Source organism: Archangium primigenium, from assembly GCF_016904885.1.
GTDB classification, from domain to species: Bacteria; Myxococcota; Myxococcia; order Myxococcales; family Myxococcaceae; genus Cystobacter; species Cystobacter primigenius.
On sequence record NZ_JADWYI010000001.1, the window covers coordinates 5674383 to 5700835 of the forward strand.

Here is a 26453-nt window from a genome sequence, read left to right on the forward strand (position 1 = left end):
CCTGCTCGCGGAGGCGTACGTGGACGTGACATCGAGGATTCCGACACCCCCTGGCCTTGCCTGGACGGACACCGCTCCGCCGCCCCGGCCCCTGGAGCGCCTGGTCATCAAGGAGATTGGCCGGGTGCTCTTCGTGCCGGTGAGCGAGGTGGACTGGCTGGAGGCCGAGGACGACTACGTCCAGGTGCACGCGGGCCGGAGCACCTACCTGCTGCGCCAGTCGCTCCGGGTGCTGGAGAGCCGCCTGGATCCCCACCACTTTGTGCGCATCCACCGCTCCACCATCGTCAACGTGCAGCGCATCCACGAGATGCGGCCCCTCTTCCATGGCGAGTACCAGGTGCTGCTCCGGGACGGCACGGGCCTCAAGCTCAGCCGGGGCTACCGCGACCGGGCGAGGCACCTGCTGGACATGGCGTGAGCGGGAGTGCTGGCGTGTCGTGGCGCGCGGCAGCAAGCTTCGGGCATGAACCCGTCCCGCGCCCCCCGTCCTCCCGGTCCCCGCGCCCTGCCGATCATCGGCCACATGCTCGACTACACGCGCGACCCCCTGGGCTTCATCGAGTCCTGCCCCAGGGACCATGGCGACGTGGTGTGCGTGAACATGCTGGGCAACCGCGTCTACGTGCTCCAGCGCCCCGAGCACATCGAGCACGTCCTGGTCACCCGCCACCGCAAGTACGCCAAGGACGCCTTCCAGCGCGAGGTGATGGGCGGCCGGCTGCTCGGCCGGGGCCTGCTCACCAACGACGGTGAGCCCTGGCTGCGCCAGCGGCGGCTCATGCAGCCCGCCTTCCACCGCCAGCGCCTGGCCGCCTATGGGCGCATCATGACCACGCACGCGCGGCGCCAGGTCGGCCTCTGGCGCGACGGCGAGGTGCGTGACGTCAACGCGGACATGATGGAGCTGACGCTCGCCATCGTCATCCAGAGCCTGTTCGGCCTGTCCCTGGACGACGGGGCCGACACCGTGGGTCCCGCGCTGGCGCGGATCATGGAGCACTTCGCCCGGCTGCAGGCGCTCATCTTCCCCGAGTGGCTGCCCACCCCGGAGAACCTCGGCTACCGGGCGGCGATCGATCAACTGGACACGCTGGTGGCGGGCCTCATCCGGCGGCGGCGCGAGGCGGGCGGCGAGACGGACGACCTGCTGTCCATGTTGCTCAACGCCCAGGACGAGAACGGCCAGGGCATGAGCGATCAGCAGCTGCGCGACGAGGTGTTGACGCTGATGCTCGCCGGACACGAGACGACGTCCATCAACCTGGCCTTCTGCTTCTACCTGCTGGCGCGCCACCCGGAGGCCGAGGCCGCGCTGCACGCGGAGCTGGAATCGGTGCTCGGGGGACGGGCGCCGGCGCTGGAGGACCTGGCCGCCCTGCCCTTCACCGAGGCCGTGGTGAAGGAGGCCCTGCGGCTCTACCCGCCCGCGTGGTCCATCGGCCGCGAGGCGCTGGAGGCGGACGAGCTGGACGGCTGGCCCATCGCCAAGGGCTCGGTGATGATGATGAACCCGTGGACGGTGCACCGCGATGCGCGCCTGTACGAGGAGCCGCTCGCCTTCCGGCCCCAGCGCTGGCGCGACGGCCTGGAGCAGCGCCTGCCGCGCTTCGCGTGGTTCCCCTTCGGCGGCGGCCCCCGGCTGTGCATCGGCATGAGCTTCGCGCTGATGGAGGCCCGGCTGGTGCTGGCCACGCTCGCCCAGCGCTTCCGCTTCGAGCGCGCGCCGGACGACGCGGTGGAGCTGCTGCCCTCCATCACCCTGCGGCCCCGCCACGGGGTGAAGGTCCGGGTGCGCGCCCGGGAGTGAGCGCCTCAGGGCCGCACGAAGCGCACGAGCTGGTAGCCCCAGCCCCCCGGCCCGAAGCCCTGGACGTTCTGCAACTGGAGCACCAGCAGGCCCGAGGGCAGCTCGTCGTACACGTCGGCGCGCACGTTCTCGTTGGGATCCAGCCGGGGGTACTGGAGCACGTCCAGCCACTCCACCCCGTCCAGGCTCGCCCAGACGTGGGCCTGGGTCTCGGCGGGATCATACGCATCCCCCAGGGGCTCCCGGGCGATGCCCGCCACGAAGCCGCCCGCGCGCACCGCGTACGTGGAGTAGGCCGCGCCCGAGAGCGCCTCCAACTGGACGTAGGTGCCATCCGGCGCGAGCTGGACGATGTAGGGCCGACCCGGCAGCCAGTTGATGTCCTGGGCATAGAGCAGCGAGCCATCGGGGAGCACCGCGCTGGTGACGACGAGTCCGTTCTGCCCGGAGATGACGCGCTTCCACGCGCTGCCCGCCTGGGTGGAGCGGAGGATCGCCGACTGCTGGATGTTGTCGCCGAAGAAGGCCCAGAGCGCGTGGTGCGCCGGGTCCGCGGCCAGCCCGTGGCCGTGCCGGTGGCCCTCGAAGGTCTGCTTCACCCGCCAGGTGCGGCCCCGGTTGCCGCTCGCGTACAGGCGGATGGGGGCGTTCTGGGCGGTGAAGGCCTGGTACTCGAGGAGGTACACGGTGCCGTCGAGCTCCGCGATGTTGCGCGAGGTGAGCAGGCGGTAGTTGCCCAGCGAGAGCACCTCGGTCCACGTGGCGCCGCCGTCACTGGAGCGGGCGAGATAGTGGGCGCCCGAGCGCTCCGTGTCGGCCAGCAGCGTGCCGTCCGCGAGCACGGTGACGACGTGGAAGGAGCCCCCGAGCGGCGTGCGGCCCTTGTAGCTCCACGTCCGCGCCCCGTCCGTGCTCACGTAGAGGTTGCGGCTGGAGTCATCCAGCTTCAGGGCGTACGCCGTGCCCGAGGGCGCCACGGCCAGGAAGCGGTGGGTGGTGTTGGTGTGGACCACTTCCAGGCCCGGGGCCTGCTGGGCGAGGGCCCCCGAGGAGAGCAACAGCGTCGAGAGCAACAGACAGGAGAGCAGCAGCGCGGCGGGCGCGCGGACGCGGGGAAGCATGGAAGGCCTCGTTTCTCCGAAAGGACTCGCGTCGGGGAAACACCGGCGCGAAAGCCCGAATTTCGGGAGGCCATACGACGGGTGCGAGTGGCTCAGGGTCCATAGAGCACGTCCGACCGGAGGACGTACTTGGTGCCCGACGTGAGCGCGCTGCCCTCGTGCCAGGTCTCGTGCACGAACAGCAGCGCCGAGCCCTGGCGGGGCGCGACGGCGAAGGTCTTGAAGGTCGTCTCGCCGCCCGCGCAGTCGTCGTTGAGGTAGAGCAGGAACGTCAGGCGGCTCTCCAGGCCGTCCTCCTGGAGCCGGCCGTCCTTGTGCATTCGGAAGCGCTGGCCGGGCACGTAGCGGTAGAAGCGGAACCACGAGGACAGGGCGCGCGCCCGGTGCCCCTCCACCTCCGGCAGGCCCAGGCCCTCGAGCTGGCGCCAGAAGCGCGCGGCCCACGCCGGCTCGCGCAGCTCCAGCCGATCGTTGTTGCGGATGTGGCTCAGGGCTTGCGGCCCGGACGCGGTCCGCACCGCCGCGGCGGAGAACCCCCGCGCCTCCGCGAGTGAGATCAACTCCGCGCAGGCGTCCGCCGACAGGAAGCCCTCCAGGGTGAAGACGCCCTCGGCGAGGGGCTGTTTCTCGATCATGGTCGGTCCCTGTCCCACGCGGGTGTTGGGTTGCGGCGGGTTGTCAGCACGAAAGCCAATCTAAACATGTAATTCGAAGGGAATGACGCAATGCATTTCAAGACACACCCCCTTTGGAGACCAAACGCCCTGTGTAAAGTGGACAGTCCCTCGGTCGAAAGGGCAGTCCCCCATGAAGCGTCGCGCCGCGCGGTCCCCGTGGTTCGTTTCCCGCCCGCAGCTCACCCTCCCCACCGTGCTGTTGCTGGCCACGTCCGCCTGCGGCCCCTCGGCGGAGACCGCGTCTGAGCAGGCCGAGGTGTCGGCCAGCGCGCTGCGCACGGAGGAAGGCGCGATGCCGGTGCCGGTGCCCACGGGCGAGCTCGAGATCCCCGAGCAGGCGCTCGCGCAGACCACGGTGGTGCTCGAGCCCGTGGCGGACACGTTCGTGCGCGCCGACTCCCCCACCCTCAACTTCGGCACGACGACGTCCTTCTCGGTGTGCCCCCTGTGGCCCTCGTGGAGCGTGCAGCCGCAGGAGGCCTTCCTGCGCTTCGATCTCGGCACGCTGCCGGCCAACGCGCGGGTGCTCTCCGCCACGCTCCAGGCGACGGCCCATGGCGGCTTCGCGTACGGCGGGGACGGCAACGTCTACACCCAGCTGGTGAAGGATGACACCTGGAACGAGTCGACGCTCACCTGGAACAACCGGCCCGCCGCCGAGGAGGCCCGGCTGGGCTTCTGGTGGCTCTGGTACGACACCCTGCCCAGAGAGCAGGTCGGCATCAACACCGAGCCCGCGCTGGCCAGCGTCGTTCAGGCAGAGCTTCAGGGAGACCGCAAGATCAGCCTGCGGCTGAGCTCGGGCGGGTACAAGACCCACTACTACTCGCGCGAGCACGCGGACACCTCGCGGCGCCCGAAGCTGGAGATCACCTACGAGCTGCCGGGCAACGCCTGCGTGGACGAGAACAAGCCCACGCTCGTGCTCACCGGCAGCCGCGAGGTGACGCTCGAGTGCGGCGTGGACACCTGGAAGGAGCCCGGCGCGCGGGCGTGGGATGCGTGCGGCCCGGTGGAGGTGCACTCCTTCAACTCGGGCAGTGACGCGCACGGCCCGGGCCCGAACACGTCCCAGGCCGGCTCGTACCAGATCCAGTACATCGCCTGGAACCGCCCCGGCTACACGGTGGACACGCTGCGCACGGTGAACGTGCTGGACCGCAACGCGCCGACGCTCAAGCTCAAGGGCAGCGCGACCATCACGCACACCTGTGGCAGCCAGTGGGTGGATCCGGGCGTGGAGTCGCGCGATGCGTGCGCGGGCGACCTGAGCGCCACCGTGACGCGCACGGGCGACATCAACAGCTGGGCGCCAGGCACGTACACCCTGCGCTACGACGTGCGCGATGACTCGGGCAACAAGGCCCCGACCGTGACGCGCACCGTGAACGTGGTCAACTGCCCCTGGTAGTTGGCGCGGGCGCGTGAGGCCAGGGGCGACGGTCTTGGACCGTCGCCCCTGTTTCGTTTCACAGGTCTCCCTCGGTCGTGGTGAGCGGCTTCACCTGGGGGGCGGGCGGCGCCGGGGGCAGGTCCACGCGCAGCGCGTCCGTGTCGTGGAAGCCCTTGGCGCTTACCTCGCCGCCCTTGAAGAGCGCCCAGCCCTGGAGCTTTCCCGGCTGGAAGGCGCGCGTCATGTGCCACAGCTCCAGGCCGCTGTTGGCCAGGTACAGGTAGAGCGTGCGCCTGGCGTTGTAGGGGTTGGGCAGCGCCACCGCCAGGCCATCCTCGGGACTGCCGTACGTGCGGCCCCGCCACTTGAAGAAGCGCAGGCCCGCCTCCACGGCCAGCTTCTTGTCCGCCACCAGGCGCGCCACCAGCGCGTTGTCCTCCAGGCTCCCGAGCACGAACAAGTCCTTGGAGGCCAGCTCCGCGTCCGTCACCTCGGCGTCCGTGCGCAGCGGGGCCACCTGATCCGTCGAGGCGTCCGCCACCACGTCCCGGAAGTTCAGGCTCAGCGTGCGCGCCGCCTCCACGCCCCGCGCCGTGCCGTGCACGAAGAGCAGGTGCTCGAAGTCGTCCAGCGCGTTGGACAGCACCTGGAAGCGCTCGCGCGGCACGGGGATGTCGTTGGTGGGGTTGAACACCACGCGCAGGGGCCGCTCGGCCACGGAGAAGGTGAACGTGTCCTTCGGGCCCTTGACCTCCACGCGCTCGAGCGTCGAGCCCTTGGCGCTCACCAGCTCCACCGTGGTGACGAAGTGGTAGGGCGTGCCGCCCTGCTCCACCGTGAGCGTCACGTCCTCGCCCTTCGGGCCCGGGGCCACGCTGGCCGTCACGCGCGGCGCGGGCAGCCCGCTCCGCTCCACCCACTGCTTCACGAAGGGCGCCAGGTCCCGGCCCGCCGCCTCGGACGCGGTGCGGATGAAGTCCTGGGTGGTGATGTCCTTCTGGGCGAAGCGCTCGTGCACCGCGCGCATCACCTTGGAGAAGGCCGTGTTGCCGAGCAGCAGCCTCATCTGGTGCAGGAGGAAGGTGCCCTTGATGCGCGGGAGGGCGTAGGCGCCGTAGCGGTCATACGCGGTGCGCGCGGCCACGGGCACCACGTCCGGCTCGCGCGCGGTGAGGTACAGGTAGCGGGCGTTGAGCTCGGCCAGGGCATCGCGCTGGGCGTCCAGGGCCTTGTCGGGCGTGGCCGGCAGCGCCTGGAGCTGGTGCCAGTAGGCCGCCGTGCCGCTCACCAGCCAGTTCTCCCCGTCCGAGGCCGGGAAGACGGTGTTGGCCCACAGGGCCTTCTTGTCGAAGCTCAGCGCCTCCTTGAGCTTGGTGGCGTCGCGCTTGGGCTCGGACGCATTGGCGGCCTCCGCGGCCCGCTTCGCCCGGGCGGCCTGGAGCTTGTCCGTCACGTAGAGCGGGCTGAACGTCGTGTAGCCGAGCGTCAGGTGGGGCGTGGCGCCGGGCAGGTCCGCGATGTAGCGGCTGCCCACCCACTTCTCGCGCTGGGTCGTCTTGCCGTAGTGCGCGAGGAACATGAGCTGGCGCGCCATCTCCTCGGTGGTGAGCTTGCCGTCGCAGGCGTGGGGCCGGTTGATGGGGCTGGAGGCCAGCATGCGGATGGCGTTGTCCAGGTCGATGCCGCCCTGGCCGTGCTTCTCGAAGTACTGCTGGAAGGCGATGTCGCGGTTCCACGTGTTGAAGGCCAGGTCCACGGGGGCGTTGAGCGGGTTGGCGACGGACTCCTTGCGCACCTCCAGGTCGCGGTTGTTGTTGTTGGCCCAGATGAAGTCCACGAGCTTGCCGGGCGTGTCCGAGGCGTGCGTGGCGTCACCGGTGCGCCACATGCGCGACGTCTTGGTGCCCAGCGTGAAGCAGGCGCCCTCCCCCGTCTTCGTGTCCGCGAGCGTCCAGTCGTTGGAGTACAGGCCGTTGTTGTTCTCCTGGAGGATGCGCGCCACGTCGTCGATGGACCCGGCGTACTGGGCGGCCTTGCGGATGCGGTTGCTCTGCGGCGTGCCGTCCGGATCGAAGGGCGTCTGGCCCACGGTCGTCTCGCCCATCACCACGCCCGCGTCGTTGAGGTACCAGTCCGCGCCGCTGTGGATGCCGCCGGGGAACGTCTGCATGACGAAGCGGTGGCCGCGCGTGGGCTTGACGTCCAGCATCACGTCCCAGTGCACGCCCGTGTAGCCGTTCCACATGAAGATCTGCCCCATGATGAGGCGGCCATCCTTGGTGGCGGACTTCGTGGCCACGAAGGACGAGCAATGGTCCCCCTCGCCCGCGCGCGCCGCCTCGTCCTCGGCCTTGAGGAAGGTGCGACCGGAGAGCGCCGTGGCGCTCACGCGGTTGGCGGACTCGAGCTGGCCCAGGTCCACCGCCGAGTTGAGCGCCACGATGTCCAGGAGGTCCAGCTCCCGGTCCTTGAACTTCACGCCCGCCTGGTTCACCCCGTCGGCGATGCCCCGCATCTCCTCGAGGAACTCGGGCTCGTACTTGCGCAGGAAGAGCGAGTCGGTGAGCAGCCGCGTCTGCGCCCAGCCGTTGGCCGCGTCCTGCTTGTTCTTGAGCGTGCCGAGCTTCTCCATGTAGCGCACGACGTCGTCCGCCACGAGCTCGCCGTACTGCATGCCCCGCTCGTGGGGCTCGCCCTCGATGTGGATGTACTTCCAGCCCCCGTCGTCGTAGCGAAAGCCCTTGCCCGCCCAGCGCACGGACTCCAGGGGGATGTACTCGGTGATGTCGTCCACCTCCTCCAGGCGCACGTCGTCGAACCACGCCGAGCCCGTGGCCGCGCCGTTGCGGCCCAGGTGCAGGCGCACCGTGTCCTCGGACTGGATGGCGAAGAAGAGCACCGACACCCGCCCCTCCTGCTCGGCGCCGGGCGACGGCGAGCAGTTGGTGAAGGGAAAGCTCTTCATGGACAGACACGCGCCAATCGCCGTGGGGTAGCGCGCCTGGGCGTCCGCGTGCACGCCCCGGGTGCGCACCCACGCGCTGAGCCGGTAGAGCCGACCCACCTGGAGCTTCACCGGCTGGGACTCCACCGTCGTCTCGGCGCCCGCGGCCGGGTGCTCGATGACGAGGCCCCGCGCGCCCTCGCTCTTGCCGTCCGTGCTGGAGATGACCCGGCCCGTGCCCGCCACGCTCCACTGCGTGGGCAGCCCCGCCGCGGCGCGCTCCTCGAAGCCCGCGTTGGGCAGGGCCACGGCGCCGCCCGCGTGGGCCGCGATGGGCAGGAGCGCTCCGGTGGACAGCAGCCAGGCGGTGAGCAGGGACGACGACGGAGGGAAGGAACGCATGGGGTGAGGGTTTTCGCGTCCCCGCCCCGGGACGTCAACCCGACCCGTCTCACCGCTGGGATGGGTCAGGCCTCGCTCCGGGTATGGCCCGCTTGCCTGGGTGCCCTGCCCCCGAGCACGCTTTGCTTTGTTCCGCACGAAATTTCGAGCCATGCTGCGCGCCCAGTGCGTTCTTCCTCCTGGCTCCCCCTCCTGCTGTGCGTCGGTTGCACCGCGCACGTGGCTCCCACCGTCTCCGCGCCGCGCGTTGCCCGGGAGGCCCCGGCGCCGTCCGCGGTGGCCCCCGCGCCCGTGACATCGGAACCGGTCGTGGCGACCCTGGCGCCCCCCGCCACCGAGGCCCTCGCCGAGGGTCCGGGTCCGGTGGTGCCCGAGGGTGAGCCCGAGGAGGACGACGAGTCCGCCGAGGGAGGCGATTCGCCCGAGGGCGAGGAGGAAGTCGAGACCGCCACGGGCGAGGCCGCGGTGACGGGGCCCGTGTACACCACCGAGTGGACGGACGAGGCCCTCACCGAGATGTGGAAGAAGGAGCCCAAGGCGCTCGGCTCCGTCTCGGTGGGCTTCGTGCACAGCGGGCGCATGGTGAACGCCGTGCAGTTCCCACCCGGCGAGCAGTGGATCGTCGTGTCCCCGGAGCTCACCTGGGCCACCCAGGAGACGATCGACGCCGTCACCACCGCCATCCGCGAGGTGAAGGCCGCCCACCCCAAGGCGCCCCGGCTGCGCGTCAACCAGATCAGCTCCAAGGACGGCGGCTACCTGCGGCCGCACAAGAGCCACCAGGCCGGCCGCGACGTGGACCTGGGCTTCTACTACCCCACCGAGGAGCCCATCCGGGTGCGCGAGCGCGAGCGCCACATCGATCTGGAGCTCAACTGGGGCCTCATCAAGGCGCTCGCGGTGCACACCGACGTGCAGATGATCCTCGTGGACAAGCGCGTGCAGAAGGTGCTGCGCGAGTACGCGCTCGGGCACGGCGAGGACGCGAAGTGGGTGGACTCGCTCTTCCTGGGCGATCGCGCCCTCATCAAGCACGCGCGCGGCCACCGCGACCACTTCCACGTGCGCTTCTTCAACGCCCGGGCGCAGGAGCTGGGCTGGCGCATCGCGCCGCTGCTCGCGCTGCAGCCGGACCACAACATGATGATGCACCGGGTGCGCTCGGGCGACACGCTCGGGGCCATCGCGCTGCGCTATGGCTCCGGGGTGAAGGCCATCCAGAAGGCGAGCCGGATGCGCAACACCTTCCTGCGGCTCGGTCAGGTGCTGGCCGTGCCCCTGCGCGGCCCGTGCACGCGCTGCCCGGTGCCGCCGCACGTCGTGCTGCCGCCCCGGCGGCTGCCCCCGGGCCTGGAGCCCCTCGCCCCCGAGGCCCCCGCGCTGGCCACCACGCCCGCCGCCCCCACCGAGAGCGCGCCCGTCGCCGCCGAGGCCGAGAGCGTGCCCGTCGCCACCGAGAGCGCGCCCGCGATCGTGGAGGCCCCGAAGCCCCCGGCCCCCGAGGCGCCCGTGCAGGCGGTCACCGCGACCGAGCCCGCGCCGGAGCCCGTTCCGGTGGCGCCGGCCTTGCCGCCGGAGGGCGGGGCCGCGAGCCTGCCCGCCACGGCGGACACCTCGCCCAGCACCGTGCAGTGAGTCGTGTCCGGCGGCGCGACTAGGGCCGGGCCCGGCGGGCCGCCTTCTCGCGCTCGCCCAGGGCGGCCTGGAGGAACTTGCCCGCCAGCTTCCGGCCGATGAGCTGCTGGGCCACCATGCCCGCCTCGACGAGCTTGTCCAGGTGGATGCCCGTGTCCACGCCCATGCCGCGCAGCATGTAGACGAGGTCCTCGGTGGCCAGGTTGCCCGCGGCGCCCGGCGCGTAGGGGCAGCCCCCGAGTCCGCCGATGCTCGCGTCGAACGTCGTCACGCCCATCTGCAGGCCCACCAGGGCGTTGGCCAGCGCCGTGCCGCGCGTGTCGTGCAGGTGCAGCGCCAGGGCCTCCACCGGCAGGTGCTCGAGCAGCGCGGAGAGGATGGCCTCCGTCTGCCGGGGCGTGCCCACGCCGATCGTGTCCCCGAGGCTCAGCTGGTAGATGCCGTCCGCGTAGAGCGCCCGGCTGATCTCCACCACGCGCTCCACGGGCACGTCGCCCTCGTAGGGGCAGCCCCACACGGTGGACAGGTAGCCGCGCACGCGCATGCCGGCCTTGAGCGCCGCCTCGCTCGTCTCGCGCGCGGCGTCCACCGCCTCGGCGATGCTCTTGTTGATGTTCTTGCGCGAGTGGGCCTCGGACGCGGAGATGAACACCGCGGCCTCCTGCAGGCCCGCGGCCCGCGCGCGCTCCACGCCCTTGAGGTTGGGCACCAGCGCGGAGAACGTGACGCCCTCGCGCCGCCCCACCAGACGCATGAGCTCCTCCGCGTCCGAGAGCTGCGGAATCCACTTGGGGTGGACGAAGGACGTCACCTCGATGCGCTTCTCGCCCGCGGCGATGAGCGCCTCGATGAGCCGGGCCTTGTCGCGCGTGGGCAGGGTCCGCAGCTCGTTCTGCAGGCCGTCCCGAGGTCCCACCTCGTACACGTCCACCCGCTGGGGAAGGTTGCCGAGCCCTGTGACGCGCGGGCCGCGATGTTGGTTCGAATGCACGTGTGTGATGTCCCGCGTCGAGCTGCGACTGCTACCCTTCTACATGTCCGTCACACCCGCTCCGCGCAACGTCCTCACCGGCGGATGTCCGCCCCCACGATGAGATCCAGGGAGTCCTCCGTCAGGGGGCTCCCGTCGGGCCCCCCGTGCACCCAGCGCACGGAAAACCCCGTGAATTCGAGCAGTTGCGTCAGTTCGTCCAGCGGATAGTACCGGATGGCGTACCGGCCGGAAAGCAAACGCCCATCGGGCAGGGTCAATCGCCGGTGGCCCATGTCCCGGCCACGCACCGCGTCGAAGTGGCTGTCCTCCTCCAACAGGCTCCCGTCGGGCAGTCGGGTGGAGAACGACGCCGGGCCCTGGGCGGCGATGCGGGCGTGGGGCACCGTGTGGAGGACCAGGCGCCCGCCCGGCCGCACGCACCGCGCCACCTGCCGCAGGAGCGCCACGTGCTCCGCGTCCGAGAAGACGAACAAGGTGGAGTACCAGGCGTAGGCGCCCGCGAGCGCGCCCGTGCGGAACGGCGGCGCGCGCAGATCCCCCTGGACGACGGGGAAGCCCGGCAGGCGCTCGCCGAGGGACAGCGCGTCACGCTCCAGGCCGAGGATGCGCCCGGCCAGGGGGCCCTCGGTGTTGAGGGGCGCCGCGTGCCGGCCGTGGCCGCAGCCCAGGTCCACGACGGGCCCGGGCGCGGGCAGATCTCCCAGACAGCCGCGCAGGTAGTCCACCTCGCGCGCCGTCGTCGCCGCGGACAGGAAGGGCCGCGTGGAGCGCAGGTACAGCTCGCCGAAGAAGTCCGAGTCCGCCGGGGGCGGTGCGCTCACCGGAGTCCGGCCTCCAGGCGCCGCGCCGCCTCGTCCAGCACCGCGTCGCTCTTGCAGAAGGCGAAGCGCGCCAGGCCCCGGCCCAGGTGCTTGTGCTCGGGGGGGTAGAAGACGCTGGGCGGAATGGCGGCCACCCCCACCCGCGTCACCAGGTGCCGGCAGAAGGCCAGGTCGTCCCCCAGGCCCTTCTGGGAGATGTCCGCGAGGAGGAAGTAGCTGCCCTCGGGGGCCTGGGCCGACAGACCCGCCCGGGCGAGCCCCGCGAGCAGGCGCTCGCGCCGGGCGTGGTACTGGGCCCGGAGGCCCTCGAAGTAGGCGTCCGGCAGGCGCAGCGCCACGGCCATGGCGGCCTGCAGGGGCGAGGCGGTGGCGAAGGTGACGAACTGGTGGGCGCGCTGCACGGCGTCGCGCAGCGCGGGCGGCGCGATGATCCACCCCACCTTCCACCCGGTGAGGCTGAACGTCTTGCCCCCGCTGCTCACGGTGACGGTGCGCCCGGCGAGCTCCGGCACCGTGGCCGCGCGCACGTGCCACGCCGGGGCGAAGACGATGTGCTCGTACACCTCGTCGGACAGCACGTAGGCGTCGTGCTCGGCGCACAGCGTGCCGAGAAAGGCGAGCTCCTCGCGGGTGAACACCTTGCCGGTGGGGTTGTGGGGCGTGTTGAGCAGCAGCAGGCGCGTGCGCGGGCCGAACGCGGCGCGCGCCTCGTCCGGGGAGAACCACCACGTGGGGTGCGCGGCGTCCGGCGGCCTCAAGGGGATGTGGCGCGCCCGGGCCCCCACGAACGCGATGTTGGCGTCATACGAGTCGTAGACGGGCGCGAACACCACCACCTCGTCCCCCGGATCCACCAGGCCCAGCAGCACGCAGAGGATGGCCTCGGTGGCGCCGCTCGTCACCGTCACCATGGTGTCCGGATCGATGCCCGTGTGGCCGTGGAAGCGCGCGCCGTGCTCGGCGATGGCCTCGCGCAACACCTTGAGGCCCGTGCTGGGCGCGTACTGGTTGATGCCCGAGACGATGGCCTGGTGGGCGGCTTCCTTCACGGCGTCCGGCCCGTCGAAGTCGGGGAAGCCCTGCCCCAGGTTGACCGCGCCATGCTGGAGGGCCAGGGCGCTGAACTCGGAGAACACGGTGGTGCCCAGCGGCGCGACCCGCTGGGCGAGGATGGACCTGCCGCTCATGCACGCTCCCTTGCTGCTCAGGAGCGCACGATAACGTCCCACGGCACCTGGCGCGCCAGGGATCCCCGCGCCCACCGGCTCCAGACGGCGGCCACCGCCACGGCGCCCACCACCAGCGGCACCGCGCACACGAGGTCCGTCGCGTAGTGGAAGCGCCCCACCAGCGTGGCCGCGATGAGCCCGAGCACCGGCAGGAACGCCACCCGGAAGACGCGCCGCTCGAAGCGCCAGGCGTACACCAGCACCAGGAGCGCCGCGCCCGTGTGCCCCGAGGGGAAGCAGTCCCGCACGAAGGTGGGCTGGAGCATGGCCGACTCCAGGTAGGGCGTGAGCCACAGGCCCTGGAGGCTGCCGGGGAAGGCCGCGTGGAGGAAGAAGCGCGGGCCGATGGCCGGCACCCAGGTGTAGAAGACGAAGTTGCAGGCGAAGAACAGGCCGAGCGCCAGCAGGTACTCGTCGAAGGCCTCGCGGCGCTGGGCGAAGTACAGGGCGCAGCCGAGCGCCAGCGGCCAGAGGAAGTGCCCGTAGTAGCACACCAGCAGCACGTCCATGAGCCAGCGCGGCGTCCACTCCCCGAGCACCACCGACGCCTGGGCGCCGAACAGGTGCTGATCCAGGGCGACGATGCGCGCGTCCTTGAGCCCCGGGGTGACGGCGCTCACGAGCGGGCCGAGCATGCCGTGGCCCACGCTCACCACGGGCAGCATCCAGAAGTCCGCGATGAAGGACACCACGCGCTTGCGGGGCCCATACGTCTCCAGCGTGCGGAGCAGGAGCGGGCCGAGCGCGAACACCGCGAAGACGAACGCCGAGGAGCCGGCACCGGGCGCCCAGCGGAACGGCCCGAGCAACAGCAGGGCCGCGCAGGCACACGAGAAGACGACCACCAGGTCCACCGCTCGCAGCTCCACCAGGGGAGTGTCCTGATGAAGCGCCTGCTCCGCTCGCTCGTCGTTCACGCCGATTTACGCTCCCCTGGCTCCGCGGCCCCTCCCTTCGAGGACGAGCCGACTTCCAGGCGCTGGACCCCACCCGCCGCCACGCCCTTCCCCGTGAGTCGCTCCAACAACGCGAGCAGGGCCGGAAAGAACACCGTGGTGCCCAGGAAGGTACACACGACGCCCAGAAGTGCAATCTGGCCAATGGAACGCAGGCCCGCGTGGTGGGAGATCAACAGCGCGCCGTACCCCGCGGCGTTGGACAGGGTGGCCACCACCGCCGCCAGCCCCGTGTGCCGCACCACGTGACCCAGCGAGCCGGGCCCCTCCTCCTCATACCGGTGGTAGAGGTGGACCGAGTTGTCCACGGCGATGGCCAGGAGGTTGGGCAGCACCACGGCATTGATGAAGTTGAGCTGCACGCCGAACAGGTGCATGCCGCCGGCGAGGCACAGCATGCCCAGGAAGAGCGGCCCGGCGACCAGGCAGGCGCGCTTGAAGCTGCGCAGGCTCAGCAGGATGGTGAGGAAGACGACGCCCGCGGCGGCCGAGAGGATGAAGGGCCCGTCCATCTTCACGAGCGAGAAGATGCGCGCGGCGAGCCGGTTGCTGTCGAGCAGGGCCAGGTTCACGCCCCGCGCCTGGGCCTTGGCGACCACCTCGTCGAGCTGGGCGGCCCAGGCCGACAGCTCGCGCGTGTCGTGGTTGGACACCGAGGGGAAGAGCAGGAGGAACATGCCCTGGCCATCGAGCGCCTCGAAGCGGCGGCGCACCTCGCGCGGCAGTTCGTCCACGCCGTAGGGTTGGGCGGCGAGCATCCGGCTCACCTGGGCCACGCGGGGATCCTTCAGGGCCTCCTCGGGCAGGTTCTCCAGGGTGGTGCGCAGCGCGGCGATGTGGGCCTCGTGCCCGGGCACGTCCTGGGGCAGCAGATCATTGAGCGACGCGGAGCGCTGGAAGGTCGACGCGTCGCCGTGGCCCGCCTTCACCTCGCGGATGACCTCCTGCACGATGCGCGCCTGCGCCAGGTCGTCCACCAGCAGGATGGCGGGGTTGAGCGGCATGCCCGTCTGCTGGGTGATGTGGTCGTCCAGGCGCATCGTGGGCGAGTCGCCCCGGAGGCTGCGCATGTTCGTCTCGAAGCCCACCTGGGGCAGGACGTAGAGCGACCACCCCGCGAAGCCGAGCACCGCCAGGAGGATGCCGACGAGGGCCGGGGTGGGCCAGCGCCCTCCCCCACCCGGGAGCCCCTCGGGCGCCACCTCCGCGGGCCGGGCCTCCACGGGGCGCTCGCCGCGCGTGCCGCGCATGCGCTCGAAGATCATCAACAGCGCGGGGCCCAGGCCATAGGCCATGAGCACCGCGAGCAGCACGCCCACGCCCGCGAGCAGGCCGAACTGCCGGAACGCCTCGAACTGGGCGAACACGAGCACGAAGAAGGCCGCGGCGTTGGTGAGCGCCGAGGTGAGGGCCCCGGCGAAGGTGCCGCGCACGGCGCGCGCGAGCGCCTCGGCGGCCGGGTGCGCGCGCCGCTCCTCGGCGTAGCGCATGGTCAGGTGGATGCCGTACTCCAGGCCCAGGCCGATGAGGATGGCCACGAGGAAGCCCGTGACGATGTTCAGGTGGCCGATGGCGAGCTGGGCGAAGGCGAACGTGAGCGACACGCCGAAGATGACGGGCACGCCCACCACGGCCAGCGCCCACAGCCGCCGCGTGGCCAGCAGGATGATGCCCACCGCCATCACCGCCGAGAGCAGGCCCGCGCGCGTGAGGTCCTCGCGCATCGCCCGGTCCTCGTCCAGGCGCGCCGCGAACGCGCCCGCGTAGTCAAGCTGGACGCCAGGCCACTGGGCGGCCTCGGCCTGGGCCATGCCCTGCACCGCGCCCACCAGCTTCTGGGCGAAGGCGATGTCGCCCGCGGTGCCGGCCGGCTTCACCATCAGGTACATCTCCGTGCCGTCCTGGCTGCCCAGGTCCGCGCGCATCGGGGCCTCGGGGGTGTACTTCTTCACCAGCGCATCGAAGTCCGGCGGCGCGCGATCCGCGCCGAGCAGATCCATCCCGATGGCCTTCTGCTTCTCGTAGCGCAGCCGCGCCTCCACGTCCTGGCGCAGCGCCCCGAGCTGCTCGGTGGGCAGGAGCCACAGGCCGCGCTCCTGGAAGAAGCCCACGTCGAAGTGGTGCTCGACGTAGCGCACCTCGGGCAGCGTCTCGAGCTGGGCGGACAGCTTCTGGGAGAAGGCCTGGAGCCGCTCGGTGGTGTCCCCGCGCACGCGCACCACGAGGTAGCCGTCACCGCCGGCCTTCTGCGACACGCGCTGCAGGTCCTGCACCTCGGGGGCGTCCCGGGGCAAGAGCTCCACGAACGAGCCGCGGAACTCCAGGCGCCCGGCGAGCAGCGCGCTGCCCAGCCCCAGCAGCACGAAGGCGAAGAGCACCCGCCAGGGCCGCGCGAGCGAGGTGTGGAGGAAGGACTTGAACCACCGCTCTCGGAAAGACTCTGCCACGCATGACCCCGGTCGAGAGGAGACCCGCCAGAAAGCAGAATTCTGGACACCTGTCACGGCTCCTCGGAATCCCGCTGCAACACCGGGCGTCCGGGCGGACTTCCGCCGGGGGTCGGACAGGCGGAACGTCCACCAGCCAGGGGATCCGCCCCCAGGCCGATGCCTTGACACCCGGGAAGTGACTCAATATGGACCGCCCACGCCGAGTCACGACCAGCGGACGAGCGCGTCACGGCCTCCGGGCAGCCCCGCCCACCCCGGTCCCGGACGCGAGCCCGCGCAGAGAGACAAGCACATGAGTGACGTATTCGAGAAGTGCAGCAGCTGGAAGGACTACCGCATCGCCAAGGCCACGGGGCTCTACCCGTACTTTCGCGCCATCGAGGAGTCCTTCGGGGCCACGGAGGTCCAGATCGAGGGCCGCCGCGTCATCATGGTCGGCTCGAACAACTACCTGGGCCTGAGCGCGGACCCGCGCGTGAAGGAAGCGGCCATCAAGGCGGTGGAGCGCTTTGGCACCACGTGCTCGGGCTCTCGGCTGCTCAACGGCACGCTCGCCCTGCACGAGGAGCTGGAGCACGCCTTCGCGCGCTTCCTCAACCGCGAGTCGGCGCTCGTCATCTCCACGGGCTTCCAGACGAACCTGGCGCTCGCTTCCATCCTGGGCCGCCACGACATCGTCTTCTCGGACCGGCAGAACCACGCCTCGCTCGTGGACGGCATCCGCCTGTCCTTCGCCACCGAGCGCAAGTTCCGCCACAACGACCTGGGGCACCTCGAGCAGCTGCTCCAGCAGGCCACGGAGAAGGAGCCCAACGCGGGGAAGATCATCGTCACCGACGGCGTGTTCTCCATGGAGGGGGACATCTGCGATCTGCCGCGCATCGTGGAGCTGGCCAAGAAGTACAACGCGCGGGTGATGACGGATGACGCGCACGCCATGGGCGTGCTGGGCGAGCGCGGCCGGGGCACGTCCGAGTACTTCGGGCTGGAGGCGGAGACGGACCTGGTGATGGGCACGTTCTCCAAGAGCTTCGCGTCGCTCGGCGGCGTGATGGCCGGCCCCAAGGACGTCATCAACTACATGCGCCACAAGTCGCGCTCGGTCATCTTCTCCGCGTCCATGACGCCCGCCTCGGTGGCCTCGGCGCTCAAGGCGCTGGAGATCATCCAGGCCGAGCCCGAGCGGCGCACGCGCCTGCTCGACATCGCGGAGAAGATGCACAATGGCTTCCGCGCCATGGGCTTCGACACGGGCGTGTCGGTGACGCCGGTGGTGCCGGTGCACATCGGGGATCAGGTCAAGTGCTTCCGCTTCTGGAAGGCGCTGCACGAGGCGGGCGTGTTCGCCAACCCCGTGGTGCCGCCCGCGGTGGAGCCGGGCCACGCCCTCATCCGCACCAGCTACATGGCCACGCACACCGACGAGCAGCTCGACCGGGTGCTCGACATCTTCGAGCAGATTGGCAAGAAGCTGGACGTCCTCCCCCAGACGCGGCCCTCGAGCTTCACGCCCGTTCAAATCGCCCGTCCCCACACCGCCGTGCGCGGCAACCAGGCCTCGGAGAAGTGGGCCGCGGCGAGCGCCGGCGCGCTCGCGGGCCAGGGCTTCTCGCTCGACGAGCTGTCGCGCCTGTCCAAGCGCGAGGTGGCCGACCGGCTCTTCGACGCGGTGGAGACGCTCACCTGGCGCGCCGCCAACCTGCAGCCCAAGGACATCCGCGAGCTCGGGCGGATGCCCCAGAAGCTCTGGGCCAAGCGCGGCAACCTGCCCGGCATGCTCCTGGAGAAGGGCGCCAACCTCTTCATCCGCAATGGCCGCGAGGACAGGAGCTGATGGTCATGGCCGCCGCCGCCCAACCGATGACCGCCGGGTCACCCTCCCCCACCCCGTCCGCCCGCGTGGAGGTGGCGCCCGTGCGCACCTCGGCCGAGCGCACGGCCTTCATCCGCTTCCCGTACACCATCTATCAGGGGGACCCGAACTGGGTGCCACCCCTGGAGATGGAGCGCCGGGACTTCATGGACCCGCGCAAGAACCCCTTCTTCCAGTTCGGCGAGGTGGAGTTCTTCCTCGCGCGGCGCGAGGGCGAGGTGGTGGGTCGCATCGCCGCGGTGAACAACCCGCGCTACAACAGCTTCCAGAAGACGAACGTGGGCTTCTTCGGCCTGTTCGAGTGCGTGAACGACACGGCGGTGGCCGGGGCGCTGTTCGACGCGGCCTCCGAGTGGCTGCGCGCCCGGGGCTTCACGTCGGTGCTCGGGCCCATGAGCTACTCCACCAACCACGAGGTGGGACTGCTCGTGGACGGCTTCGGCACCCCGCCGTCCATCATGACGACGTACAACCCGTCCTGGTACGCGGCGCTGCTGGAGGCACACGGCTTCACCAAGGCCAAGGACTTGTACGCCTGGGAGCTGTCCGCGGCCACCCCGCCGCCGGAGAAGGTGGCGCGCGTGGCGGAGAAGATCCGTCAGCGCGAGGGCGTCACCGTGCGCACGGTGAACCTCAAGGACTTCGATGCGGAGGTCAAGCGCATCAAGACCATGTACAACGCGGCGTGGGAGAACAACTGGGGCTTCGTGCCGATGACGGAGGCCGAGTTCGACCACCTGGCCCAGGAGCTCAAGCAGATGGTGCGCCCGGAGCTGGTGCTCATCGCCGAGGTGAAGGGCGAGCCGGTGGGCTTCGGGCTGACGATCCCGGACGCGAACGAGGCGCTCAAGGCGGCCAACGGCCGGCTCACCACGTTCGGGCTGCCCATTGGACTCGCGAAGCTGCTGCTCGCCTCGCGCCGCATCCGCCGGCTGCGGCTCGTGCTGCTGGGCACGGTGGCGGGCTACCGGCGCCGGGGCCTGGACGCCATCCTCTACCTGGACACCCTGCGCAAGGCGCGCGAGCTGGGCTTCGAGGGCGGGGAGATCTCCTGGACGTTGGAGGACAACCACCTGGTCAACCGCGCCATCGAGTCCATGGGGGGCCAGCGCTCCAAGACGTTCCGCGTCTACGAGCGGCCCCTGTAGCGCGGCGCCCCCCACCCCGCCCGGGGAGGCCGCTCAGGGAATGGCGGCCTTCTCGAGCTGGGCGCGCTTGGACTTGAGCGTGGCGAGCAGGCCGTCGAAGCCCTTGGTCGCGAGGATCTTCCGGAACTGCTCCTGGTAGGTCGTCAGCAGCGACACCTCGTCGGTGATGACGTCGTAGATGCGCCAGTCGCTCTTGTCGTTCGCGCGGTAGAGCTTGTAGTCCACGGGGAAGGCCTCGCCGCGGTTGATCTTCACCGTGGTGGCGACGCGGGCGTCATTGCCCGCGATGGACTGCTCGCCGTAGCGCACCTGGGACTTGCCCTGGCCGATGGCGCGCTGGGCGTAGGAGGCGCGCAAGAGGCCCTCCATGGTGGCCGAGAAGTCCTGGCGCTGGGCGGGGGTGAGCTTGCTCCACGTGTCCCCGAGCGCGCGCCGCGACAGCTCCCCGAAGTCCACGAAGCGATCCACCGCCTCGGACAGCTGCGCCACGGTGGCCCCCTTGCTCGCGGCGATCTTCTGGACGTCCGCGCTGCCCGTCTTGACGACGTCCAGGGGACTGGGCGCGGCGGAGAGCAGCACGGCGGTGACGAGGGTCAGGAACATGACGGGGGGCTCCGGGGGCGTGACGAGGGGTGGAACGACTGCCGGGGGAACAAGACACCGCGCGGGGCGAAGTTATTCATGTCCCAGGGGCGCGGCGCCCGTGGCCCGGGCCAGGGCCGCCCGGGCCACCTGGACGTCATGCCAGCTCTGGGCCCGTTCGGCCGAGGCCTGGGCGAGGGCCGTGAAGGCCTCGATCATGTCCCGCGTGCCGCTGGTGCCCAGGTCGAACGCGCCGTAGGCGGCCGTGGCCCAGCGCCGGGCCTCGCGCTCGGCCAGGCTCTGGGCGCGGGCCCGTCCGAGCGCCATCACCAGCTCGCCGTGCACCTTGGTGACCTCCAGCCGGATGGCCGCGGCGATCAGCTTCTGCTGGGCCTTGAGCTTGTCGAGCTCCGCGCGGGATTGGTCCAACTGGGCCTGCTTCACCGGGAAGTCGAAGGTGTAGCGCGCCACCAGGCCCACGCCCGCCTCGCGATCGTTGTAGGGATCGAAGGCGAAGGGATCGCGCTGCCGGGTGGCGCTCGAGGTGTAGCGCAGGGTGAGGAAGCCCGCGAGGCCCAGGTCCGGCAGGAAGCCGCGCTCGCGGATGAAGACCTCCTTCTCCCGGGCCCGCACGCCCGCGGCGACGCCCACCAGTTCGGGCCGCTTCTCCTCGGCGGTGGACAGGGCGGCCTCCAGCGCGGGCGGCGTCACTTCCTCCTCCGGCTCCAGCTCCACCTCGACCACCGGGACGGGCTCTCCCTCGGGGATGCCCGCGAGCAGGCGGATGGCGGCGAGCGCCAGCTGACGGCCCTGCTCGGCCTGGGCCTGGCGCGCCTCCAACTGGTTGCGGAAGTAGCCGACCTTGTAGAGATCCATGCGCGAGACCTGCTCGGACTTCGCGTCGAGCAGCGCGCGCACCTGCTCGCCCGCGGCCTCCAGCCGCTTCTTCGTCTCCGCGAGCTGGACGAGCCCCGAGCGCGCCAGCTGGTAGCCGTAGAACGCCTGGGTGGCCTGGAAGCCGGCCTCGTCCTCGGCGCGGGTCTGCAGCGCGCGGCCCACGCGGGGCCCCTCGCGCGCGGCGTCCTCCAGGGCCTCGAGCTTGCCGAAGGTGAAGAGCGGCAGCACGGCGGTGGACTCGACGAAGGCCGTCACGCCCATGCGGCCGAAGTTGAAGTCGCCCTCCAGCGAGGCCTCGGTGGTGGGCGGGCCGCCCAGGCCGTCGTTGCGCGCCTCGGGCACGGGGCCACCAAAGCCCACGCGCGTCTCGAACTTGGGGAACCACGCCCAGCTCGCCTGACGCAAGAGCGCCTCCAGCCGGCGCAGCTCGGCGCGCGCCTCCTCCACGCGCGCATCCCGGGAGCGGGCCCTCCAGATGAGCTGATCCAGGGTGAGGGGCTCGGCGCCGGCGGGCACGGCGTCGGCGTCGGTGGCGAGCGCTGGGGACGGGAGGGGCTCGGGGGGCGGCGGGGGCTCCTGGGCGGCCACCCGTGTGGCCAGAAGCACCCCACCCCAGGCGATGACACGTCGCGTCTTCTTCCCGATCACCACGTCGGCGTCTCCCCTTGCCACGAGCGGCGAGAGCATCCCCTGTCCCGCTCACCCATGGACGAAAGAAATGCCACGAACTGCTTGGTCCGCTGCCAGTGCGTGGGCAGAATCCGCGCCGCATGAGTTTCCGCACCGGGGGCACTGCCGCCCCGGTCTTCGAGGAGCCCCCCATGGCGTACACCGATCGCGTCAAGCAGATCCTCTCGTGGTACCCGTCCGACAACCCCGGCACGCTGACGAACCTGGCGCGCCTGCTCAACACCGGCACGCTCGCGGGCACCGGCAAGCTGGTCATCCTCCCGGTGGATCAGGGCTTCGAGCACGGCCCGGCCCGCTCCTTCGCGCCCAACGCCGCCGGGTATGATCCGGACTACCACATCCAGCTCGCCATCGACTCGGGCTGCAACGCCTACGCCGCGCCCCTGGGCTTCCTGGAGGCGGTGGCCGGCAAGTACCTGGGGGAGATCCCCCTCGTGCTCAAGCTGAACAACTCGGACACGCTGGCCAAGCCCGACTACCCCATCTCGGCGGTGACCTCGTCGGTGCGCGATGCGGTGCGCCTGGGCTGCGCGGCGGTGGGCTACACCATCTACCCGGGCTCCGCGGCGCGCAACCAGATGTACGAGGACCTGCGCGACATCATCGAGGAGGCCAAGTCCTACGGCCTGCCGACCATCCTCTGGGCCTACGCGCGCGGCAACATGTCCAAGCAGGGCGAGACGGCCATCGACGTCATCTCCTACGCGGCGCAGATCAGCGCGCAGCTCGGCGCGCACATCATCAAGGTCAAGCCGCCCTCGGACTTCCTCGAGCAGGCCGAGGCCAAGAAGGTCTACGAGCAGTACGGCATCCCCACCAAGACGATGGAGGACCGCATCCGCGACGTCGTGAAGTCGGCCTTCAACGGCAAGCGCATCGTCATCTTCTCCGGCGGTGAGTCGAAGAAGACCGAGGACCTGCTCGAGGAGATCAAGCAGATCGCCGCCGGCGGCGGCTTCGGCTCCATCATGGGCCGCAACGCCTTCCAGCGCCCCCACGCGGAGTCCGTCAAGCTGCTCGAGGACGTGATGGCCCTCTTCAAGAACGCGCCGTGAGTCCCCGCGCGTAGGTCCGAGTGTCGGAATGCGGCCGGTCCTCCCCGAGGAGAACCGGCCGTCTTCCTGCCGGGAGAACCCCAAACGTCTCCCGGTCAAACAAGTGCGCGGGGTGGTGCGTGACCCAGGTCACGTTTTCCGGTTTCGCCCCTTCCCCCCGTTCTCGGACGGCAGTATTTCTGATGTGAGCGAAGCTGTTTGCTCGAAGAAAATTTTTCTGGTAGTAAAAATGGGGAGAATATCCGTGGGGCACGCCTGACCCCCCTTAAGCTGTCCCGCCCCGGAGGTTCGTCATGCTGACATTGGTCGCCGCAGTGCAGGATACAATGCCGACGCGCGGAACCACGGGTACCCCCTATTCTGTCATGAAAGAGCGGAAGTCGACTCAGGCCGGACTTCCGGCGGCAGAGCAGCAGCAGGCGCCGGCGCCCGTGGACTTCACGTCCTGGTCGAAGACGGTGCAATACCAGACGCAGGTCGTGCTGCATCAGATCCTCGAGCTCGAGGACGAGCGGCACCTGGACCCCGCCTGGAACAAGGTGCTCGAGCAGGTGCGCAGCTACAGCCTGCGGCCCTCCAAGCGCATCCGTCCGGCGCTGGTGCTCGTGGGCTACGCCCTGGGCCGGGGCGACACGCGCGCCCCCTCGGGGCTGTGGCGCTTCGCCGCGGCGACGGAACTGCTGCACACCTTCATGTTGATCCACGACGACGTCGCGGATCAGGCGGACACGCGGCGCGGGGGCGCCGCGCTCCACAAGATGCTCGGCGAGGGGCGGCTGGGTGAGAACCTGGCGATCGTGATCGGCGATCACCTCTACGGGCGCTCGCTGGAAGTGATGCTCGGCTGCAACCTGCCGGAAGCGGACGTGGCCACGCGCTACTTCCTCAAGGTGTGCCGCTACACCGCCGCGGGGCAGTACATGGACATCCGGCTGCCGCACCAGCCCCTGAGCGAGCTGTCCATCTACCACTCGCTGCGGGTGGCCTACCTGAAGACGGCGCTCTACGGCTTCACCGCGCCGCTGGTGTGCGGGGCGATGCTGGCCGGCTCGGATCCGGAGATCATCAACAAGCTGGAGCGCTTTGGCCGCTACGTGGGCACGGCGTACCAGCTGCGCGACGATCTGCTCGGGCTCTACGGCCAGTCGTCGGTGGTGGGCAAGCCCACGGACTCGGACCTGGCCCAGGGCAAGCGCACCTTCCCGCTGCTGGCCGCCTACCTCCGGGCCACGCCCGAGGCGCGCCAGGAGATGGAGACGCTCTGCATCCCCGGCCCCAAGGACGAGACGATGCTGCAGCGGGCGCGCGAGCTGGTGGAGCAGCACGGGGGCCGCGGCGCCACCGAGCGCCTCATCGAGCGCTCCACCAACGCCGCCGCGCGCATCCTGCAGACCCTGCCCGAGGCGGGCGGTCTCAAGCAGATGCTGCGTGACCTCTTGCAGATGCTGATGATCCGCGAGGCCTGAGCGGCCCGCGCGCCGGGCCCGTGGCACCCCACCCCGCGTCGCTCACCGAGCACGCGGGGTTTTTCACGTCCGCGCCCCGCCCCTCACGCCCTTGCGGGGGAGCCGATGCCGAGCCGATGCGAAGCCCGCAAAGACAAACGGCCCGTCAGGCGAGAAACCTGACGGGCCGGATGTGTTGTGGAGCTAATCGGGATCGAACCGATGACCTCTTGAATGCCATTCAAGCGCTCTCCCAGCTGAGCTATAGCCCCTTGAACCACGGGTGTTTTCGAAGGTGAGGGACGAGGCCCGCCCCCTGTTTCAGGCGGGCCTCGTCTTCTCTGTCTGTGGAGCTAATCGGGATCGAACCGATGACCTCTTGAATGCCATTCAAGCGCTCTCCCAGCTGAGCTATAGCCCCACAACTCGGTGGCCACCTGGGCAGTGGCTGCCGTCCGTCGAAAGCGGCGCGATTTCTATAACTTCTTCGCCCGGGGCGCTACTCCCGAATTCGGGGGGCCTGCGTTTTTCTGCTTCATCCGCTGCGCCGTCTCCTCCCCCTCCATGAGCAGATCGGTGATCTCCCGCGCCTGGGCCTCGGCCTTGTGGTGCACCTGCTCGATGGCCTTGAGCAGCGGCGCGAACGAGGCGGGCAGCTCCAGGCGGCCCTTCTGGGCCAGCTTGAACACGGCCTCGCCCAGCTCGCGGAACACCCGTTCCTTCTCCCGCTGGAGCAGGTCACCCTGCGCCTTGGCCTTGGCGAGCGAGGAGTGCTTCTCCACCTGCTGGCGCAGCTCGGCCAGCTGGGCCTGGGAGGCCTCGAACGCCGCCTGGATCTGACGAAGGGTCTCGGACTGCTTGGGGTCGGCTGCCACCGGGCGCAACCTCGCGGAAAGAGGACGTCCCTGCTGGGTAGCGTGCACGCGCCCGGACTGTCAACCCGCGGGGGGGTTCTTGCGCAGACGGGCGGCGAAGAAGCCCCCGCCGGGCACCCGCGACGGCAACGCCCGGAGGAAGGGGCCGTCGCACAGCATGGCCGCCCGCTCGGCGCCGTAGACGGGCCCGAGCGGCTCCACCTGGAAGCCGGGCACGCGCGCGAGGAAGTCGCGCACCACGTCGTCGTTCTCCTCGGGCAGCAGCGAGCACGTGGCGTACACCAGGAGCGCGCCGGGCTTCACCTGGGGTGCCAGCTCCACGAGCAGCTCCAGCTGCGTGGTGTGGAACTCCTCCACCGCCTTGGCGCTGAGCTTCCACTTCTGATCCGGCTCGCGCGCCAGGGAGCCCGTGCCGCTGCACGGCGCGTCCACCAGCACCACATCCGCGCTCTCCAGGGTCAGCGGATGGGGAAAGGACACGTGGCGCAGCGACAGCTCGCGCGCCCGCTCGCGCGCCTGGGCCAGCCGCCGGCGAGAACGGTCTCCCGCCAACACCCGACCCGAGCGCCCCACCGCGTCCGCCAGGGCGAGCGTCTTGCCCCCCGCCCCCGCGCACACGTCCGCCACCGTGCAGCCCGCGAGCGAGCCCGTCAGGGGCCGGCACGCCTCGGCGATGAGCTGGCTGCCCACGTCCTGCACCTGCAGCCGGCCCTCGCGCATGACCTTCGTCTCGAAGACCCGGTGGCTCGAGTCGGTGATGCGCACCGCGTCCAGCGCCACGTCCACCGGGGCCGCGGCCACGCCCTCCTCCAGCAGTCGCGCCAGCACCGCGTCCCGCGTGCCCGTGGGGCGCACCCGGAAGTGCAGCGAGGGCTCCTCGTCCAGCGCCGCCAGGATGGGCTCCAGCACGGTGTCCGGATGCAACTGCGCCAGGCGCTGCACGAGCCAGTTGGGAAACGAGTAGCGCGTCGCCAGACGCTCCGCGCCCGCCTCCGGCACGGCCGGCTCGCTCAGCGGCGTCTCCACCACCCGCGCGAGCAGATCGTCCTTGATGGTGCGCGGCCGGATGGGCCCGGGCAGCTTCACCTCGGGGCCGATGCGCGACCACGGCGCGCCACAGAAGAGCCGCCGCCAGAGCACGTAGCGCACGAGCGCCTGATCCTCCAGCAGCCCGATCTTGCTCGGGGCGTGGCCCAGCGTGCGCGCGGCCAGGTCCAGGAGCCGCTGGTGGCGCGACAACTCCCGCACCGCCAGCGCGGCGAAGCGCCGCTCCTGACCGCCCAGGCCCTCGGCGTCCTTGAGGGCCTCGGCGAGCGAGAGCTTGAGGGGCTCGCCCTTGAGCACGGACAGGTGGGCTTCGAGGGCCGCGGTGGCGGCGCGTCGGGACGGGCGCCCCAGGCGCTCGTCGTCCAGGAAGGTTTCGGGCCAGAGGGTCTTCACGCTCACGTCACGGCAC

Annotated in this window: 20 protein-coding genes and 2 tRNA genes; 8 read left to right on the forward strand and 14 right to left on the reverse strand. The window is 70.8% G+C overall.

Annotated features, from left to right (window positions below; all coding sequences use genetic code 11):
- Window positions 1-19 precede the first annotated feature (19 nt).
- Both I3V78_RS23225 and I3V78_RS23230 read left to right on the forward strand, forming a co-directional pair.
- Entirely contained in the window at window positions 20-421 is a 402-nt protein-coding gene (locus I3V78_RS23225) for a LytTR family transcriptional regulator DNA-binding domain-containing protein (RefSeq protein WP_204490641.1), read from the forward strand.
- 45 nt (window positions 422-466) lie between these two features.
- Window positions 467-1810 carry a cytochrome P450 gene (locus tag I3V78_RS23230; protein ID WP_204490642.1) on the forward strand — a complete coding sequence of 448 codons (1344 nt, stop codon included), beginning with the start codon at window positions 467-469 and terminating at the stop codon, window positions 1808-1810.
- Between the two features lie 5 nt (window positions 1811-1815).
- Here the strand turns inward: I3V78_RS23230 and I3V78_RS23235 are convergent, their stop codons facing one another.
- A complete protein-coding gene (locus I3V78_RS23235; protein ID WP_204490643.1) occupies window positions 1816-2931 on the reverse strand; it encodes a WD40/YVTN/BNR-like repeat-containing protein in 1116 nt (371 codons plus the stop codon).
- A gap of 92 nt (window positions 2932-3023) precedes the next feature.
- Window positions 3024-3566, reverse strand: a complete 543-nt coding sequence (locus tag I3V78_RS23240) for a prolyl hydroxylase family protein (protein WP_204490644.1) — start codon at window positions 3564-3566, stop codon at window positions 3024-3026.
- Between the two features lie 172 nt (window positions 3567-3738).
- Here I3V78_RS23240 and I3V78_RS39425 point away from each other — a divergent pair, with 172 nt between their 5' ends.
- The gene (locus tag I3V78_RS39425) at window positions 3739-5019 is read left to right on the forward strand and encodes an immunoglobulin-like domain-containing protein (RefSeq protein ID WP_239576546.1); all 1281 of its coding nucleotides are present in this window, start codon (window positions 3739-3741) and stop codon (window positions 5017-5019) included.
- A gap of 58 nt (window positions 5020-5077) precedes the next feature.
- Here the strand turns inward: I3V78_RS39425 and I3V78_RS23250 are convergent, their stop codons facing one another.
- A complete protein-coding gene (locus I3V78_RS23250; protein WP_204490645.1) occupies window positions 5078-8347 on the reverse strand; it encodes a C45 family peptidase in 3270 nt (1089 codons plus the stop codon).
- A gap of 309 nt (window positions 8348-8656) precedes the next feature.
- On the opposite strand from I3V78_RS23250, the gene I3V78_RS23255 reads away from it, so the two are divergent.
- Complete coding sequence (locus tag I3V78_RS23255; protein WP_338023718.1) at window positions 8657-9982, forward strand: LysM peptidoglycan-binding domain-containing protein; 1326 nt, start codon at window positions 8657-8659, stop codon at window positions 9980-9982.
- A 19-nt stretch (window positions 9983-10001) separates the two neighbouring features.
- On the opposite strand, the gene I3V78_RS23260 is transcribed toward I3V78_RS23255, so the two are convergent.
- The 5 genes from I3V78_RS23260 to I3V78_RS23280 form a co-directional block, all read right to left on the reverse strand.
- Window positions 10002-10973 (reverse strand): hydroxymethylglutaryl-CoA lyase, encoded by a 972-nt coding sequence (locus tag I3V78_RS23260; protein ID WP_204490646.1) that lies wholly within the window; start codon window positions 10971-10973, stop codon window positions 10002-10004.
- 74 nt (window positions 10974-11047) lie between these two features.
- A complete protein-coding gene (locus I3V78_RS23265; RefSeq protein ID WP_338023719.1) occupies window positions 11048-11797 on the reverse strand; it encodes a class I SAM-dependent methyltransferase in 750 nt (249 codons plus the stop codon).
- Window positions 11794-12984 carry an aminotransferase class I/II-fold pyridoxal phosphate-dependent enzyme gene (locus I3V78_RS23270; protein ID WP_204490647.1) on the reverse strand — a complete coding sequence of 397 codons (1191 nt, stop codon included), beginning with the start codon at window positions 12982-12984 and terminating at the stop codon, window positions 11794-11796. The genes I3V78_RS23265 and I3V78_RS23270 overlap by 4 nt, the downstream gene beginning before the upstream one ends.
- A gap of 17 nt (window positions 12985-13001) precedes the next feature.
- On the reverse strand, window positions 13002-13943 hold the full coding sequence (locus tag I3V78_RS23275; RefSeq protein WP_338023720.1) for a phosphatase PAP2 family protein: 942 nt from the start codon (window positions 13941-13943) through the stop codon (window positions 13002-13004).
- The gene (locus I3V78_RS23280) at window positions 13940-16429 is read right to left on the reverse strand and encodes an MMPL family transporter (RefSeq protein WP_204490648.1); all 2490 of its coding nucleotides are present in this window, start codon (window positions 16427-16429) and stop codon (window positions 13940-13942) included. Before I3V78_RS23280 ends, I3V78_RS23275 begins: the two co-directional genes overlap by 4 nt.
- A 295-nt stretch (window positions 16430-16724) precedes the next feature.
- Between I3V78_RS23280 and I3V78_RS23285 the strand changes: the two genes are divergently transcribed.
- Together I3V78_RS23285 and I3V78_RS23290 are read left to right on the forward strand one after the other, a co-directional pair.
- Window positions 16725-18266, forward strand: a complete 1542-nt coding sequence (locus I3V78_RS23285) for an aminotransferase class I/II-fold pyridoxal phosphate-dependent enzyme (RefSeq protein WP_204490649.1) — start codon at window positions 16725-16727, stop codon at window positions 18264-18266.
- Between the two features lie 5 nt (window positions 18267-18271).
- Entirely contained in the window at window positions 18272-19453 is a 1182-nt protein-coding gene (locus tag I3V78_RS23290) for an N-acetyltransferase (protein ID WP_204490650.1), read from the forward strand.
- 33 nt (window positions 19454-19486) lie between these two features.
- Here the strand turns inward: I3V78_RS23290 and I3V78_RS23295 are convergent, their stop codons facing one another.
- Both I3V78_RS23295 and I3V78_RS23300 read right to left on the reverse strand, forming a co-directional pair.
- Window positions 19487-20056 (reverse strand): MlaC/ttg2D family ABC transporter substrate-binding protein, encoded by a 570-nt coding sequence (locus I3V78_RS23295; RefSeq protein ID WP_204490651.1) that lies wholly within the window; start codon window positions 20054-20056, stop codon window positions 19487-19489.
- 72 nt (window positions 20057-20128) lie between these two features.
- On the reverse strand, window positions 20129-21583 hold the full coding sequence (locus I3V78_RS23300; RefSeq protein WP_338023721.1) for a TolC family protein: 1455 nt from the start codon (window positions 21581-21583) through the stop codon (window positions 20129-20131).
- 170 nt (window positions 21584-21753) lie between these two features.
- Between I3V78_RS23300 and I3V78_RS23305 the strand changes: the two genes are divergently transcribed.
- Entirely contained in the window at window positions 21754-22677 is a 924-nt protein-coding gene (locus tag I3V78_RS23305) for a class I fructose-bisphosphate aldolase (protein ID WP_204490653.1), read from the forward strand.
- A gap of 365 nt (window positions 22678-23042) precedes the next feature.
- Complete coding sequence (locus I3V78_RS23310; RefSeq protein WP_239576547.1) at window positions 23043-24143, forward strand: polyprenyl synthetase family protein; 1101 nt, start codon at window positions 23043-23045, stop codon at window positions 24141-24143.
- 178 nt (window positions 24144-24321) lie between these two features.
- Here the strand turns inward: I3V78_RS23310 and I3V78_RS23315 are convergent.
- The 4 genes from I3V78_RS23315 to I3V78_RS23330 all read right to left on the reverse strand — a co-directional run bounded on the left by I3V78_RS23315 (window position 24322) and on the right by I3V78_RS23330 (window position 26437).
- Window positions 24322-24394: transfer RNA gene (locus tag I3V78_RS23315), tRNA-Ala, on the reverse strand.
- Between the two features lie 76 nt (window positions 24395-24470).
- A tRNA-Ala gene (locus I3V78_RS23320) sits at window positions 24471-24543 on the reverse strand.
- 55 nt (window positions 24544-24598) lie between these two features.
- The gene (locus I3V78_RS23325) at window positions 24599-24997 is read right to left on the reverse strand and encodes a hypothetical protein (protein ID WP_204490655.1); all 399 of its coding nucleotides are present in this window, start codon (window positions 24995-24997) and stop codon (window positions 24599-24601) included.
- Between the two features lie 60 nt (window positions 24998-25057).
- Window positions 25058-26437: an RsmB/NOP family class I SAM-dependent RNA methyltransferase gene (locus I3V78_RS23330; protein ID WP_420840458.1), complete on the reverse strand. Its 1380-nt coding sequence runs from the start codon at window positions 26435-26437 to the stop codon at window positions 25058-25060.
- Window positions 26438-26453 lie beyond the last annotated feature (16 nt).

Coding starts and splice junctions, on each gene's coding strand:
- I3V78_RS39425 (WP_239576546.1), top strand. CDS start 3,739: ATGAAGCGTCGCGCCGCGCGGTCCCCGTGGTTCGTTTCCCGCCCGCAG.
- I3V78_RS23285 (WP_204490649.1), top strand. CDS start 16,725: ATGAGTGACGTATTCGAGAAGTGCAGCAGCTGGAAGGACTACCGCATC.
- I3V78_RS23310 (WP_239576547.1), top strand. CDS start 23,043: ATGAAAGAGCGGAAGTCGACTCAGGCCGGACTTCCGGCGGCAGAGCAG.
- I3V78_RS23305 (WP_204490653.1), top strand. CDS start 21,754: ATGGCGTACACCGATCGCGTCAAGCAGATCCTCTCGTGGTACCCGTCC.
- I3V78_RS23230 (WP_204490642.1), top strand. CDS start 467: ATGAACCCGTCCCGCGCCCCCCGTCCTCCCGGTCCCCGCGCCCTGCCG.
- I3V78_RS23235 (WP_204490643.1), bottom strand. CDS start 2,931: ATGCTTCCCCGCGTCCGCGCGCCCGCCGCGCTGCTGCTCTCCTGTCTG.
- I3V78_RS23290 (WP_204490650.1), top strand. CDS start 18,272: ATGGCCGCCGCCGCCCAACCGATGACCGCCGGGTCACCCTCCCCCACC.
- I3V78_RS23270 (WP_204490647.1), bottom strand. CDS start 12,984: ATGAGCGGCAGGTCCATCCTCGCCCAGCGGGTCGCGCCGCTGGGCACC.
- I3V78_RS23250 (WP_204490645.1), bottom strand. CDS start 8,347: ATGCGTTCCTTCCCTCCGTCGTCGTCCCTGCTCACCGCCTGGCTGCTG.
- I3V78_RS23240 (WP_204490644.1), bottom strand. CDS start 3,566: ATGATCGAGAAACAGCCCCTCGCCGAGGGCGTCTTCACCCTGGAGGGC.
- I3V78_RS23295 (WP_204490651.1), bottom strand. CDS start 20,056: ATGTTCCTGACCCTCGTCACCGCCGTGCTGCTCTCCGCCGCGCCCAGT.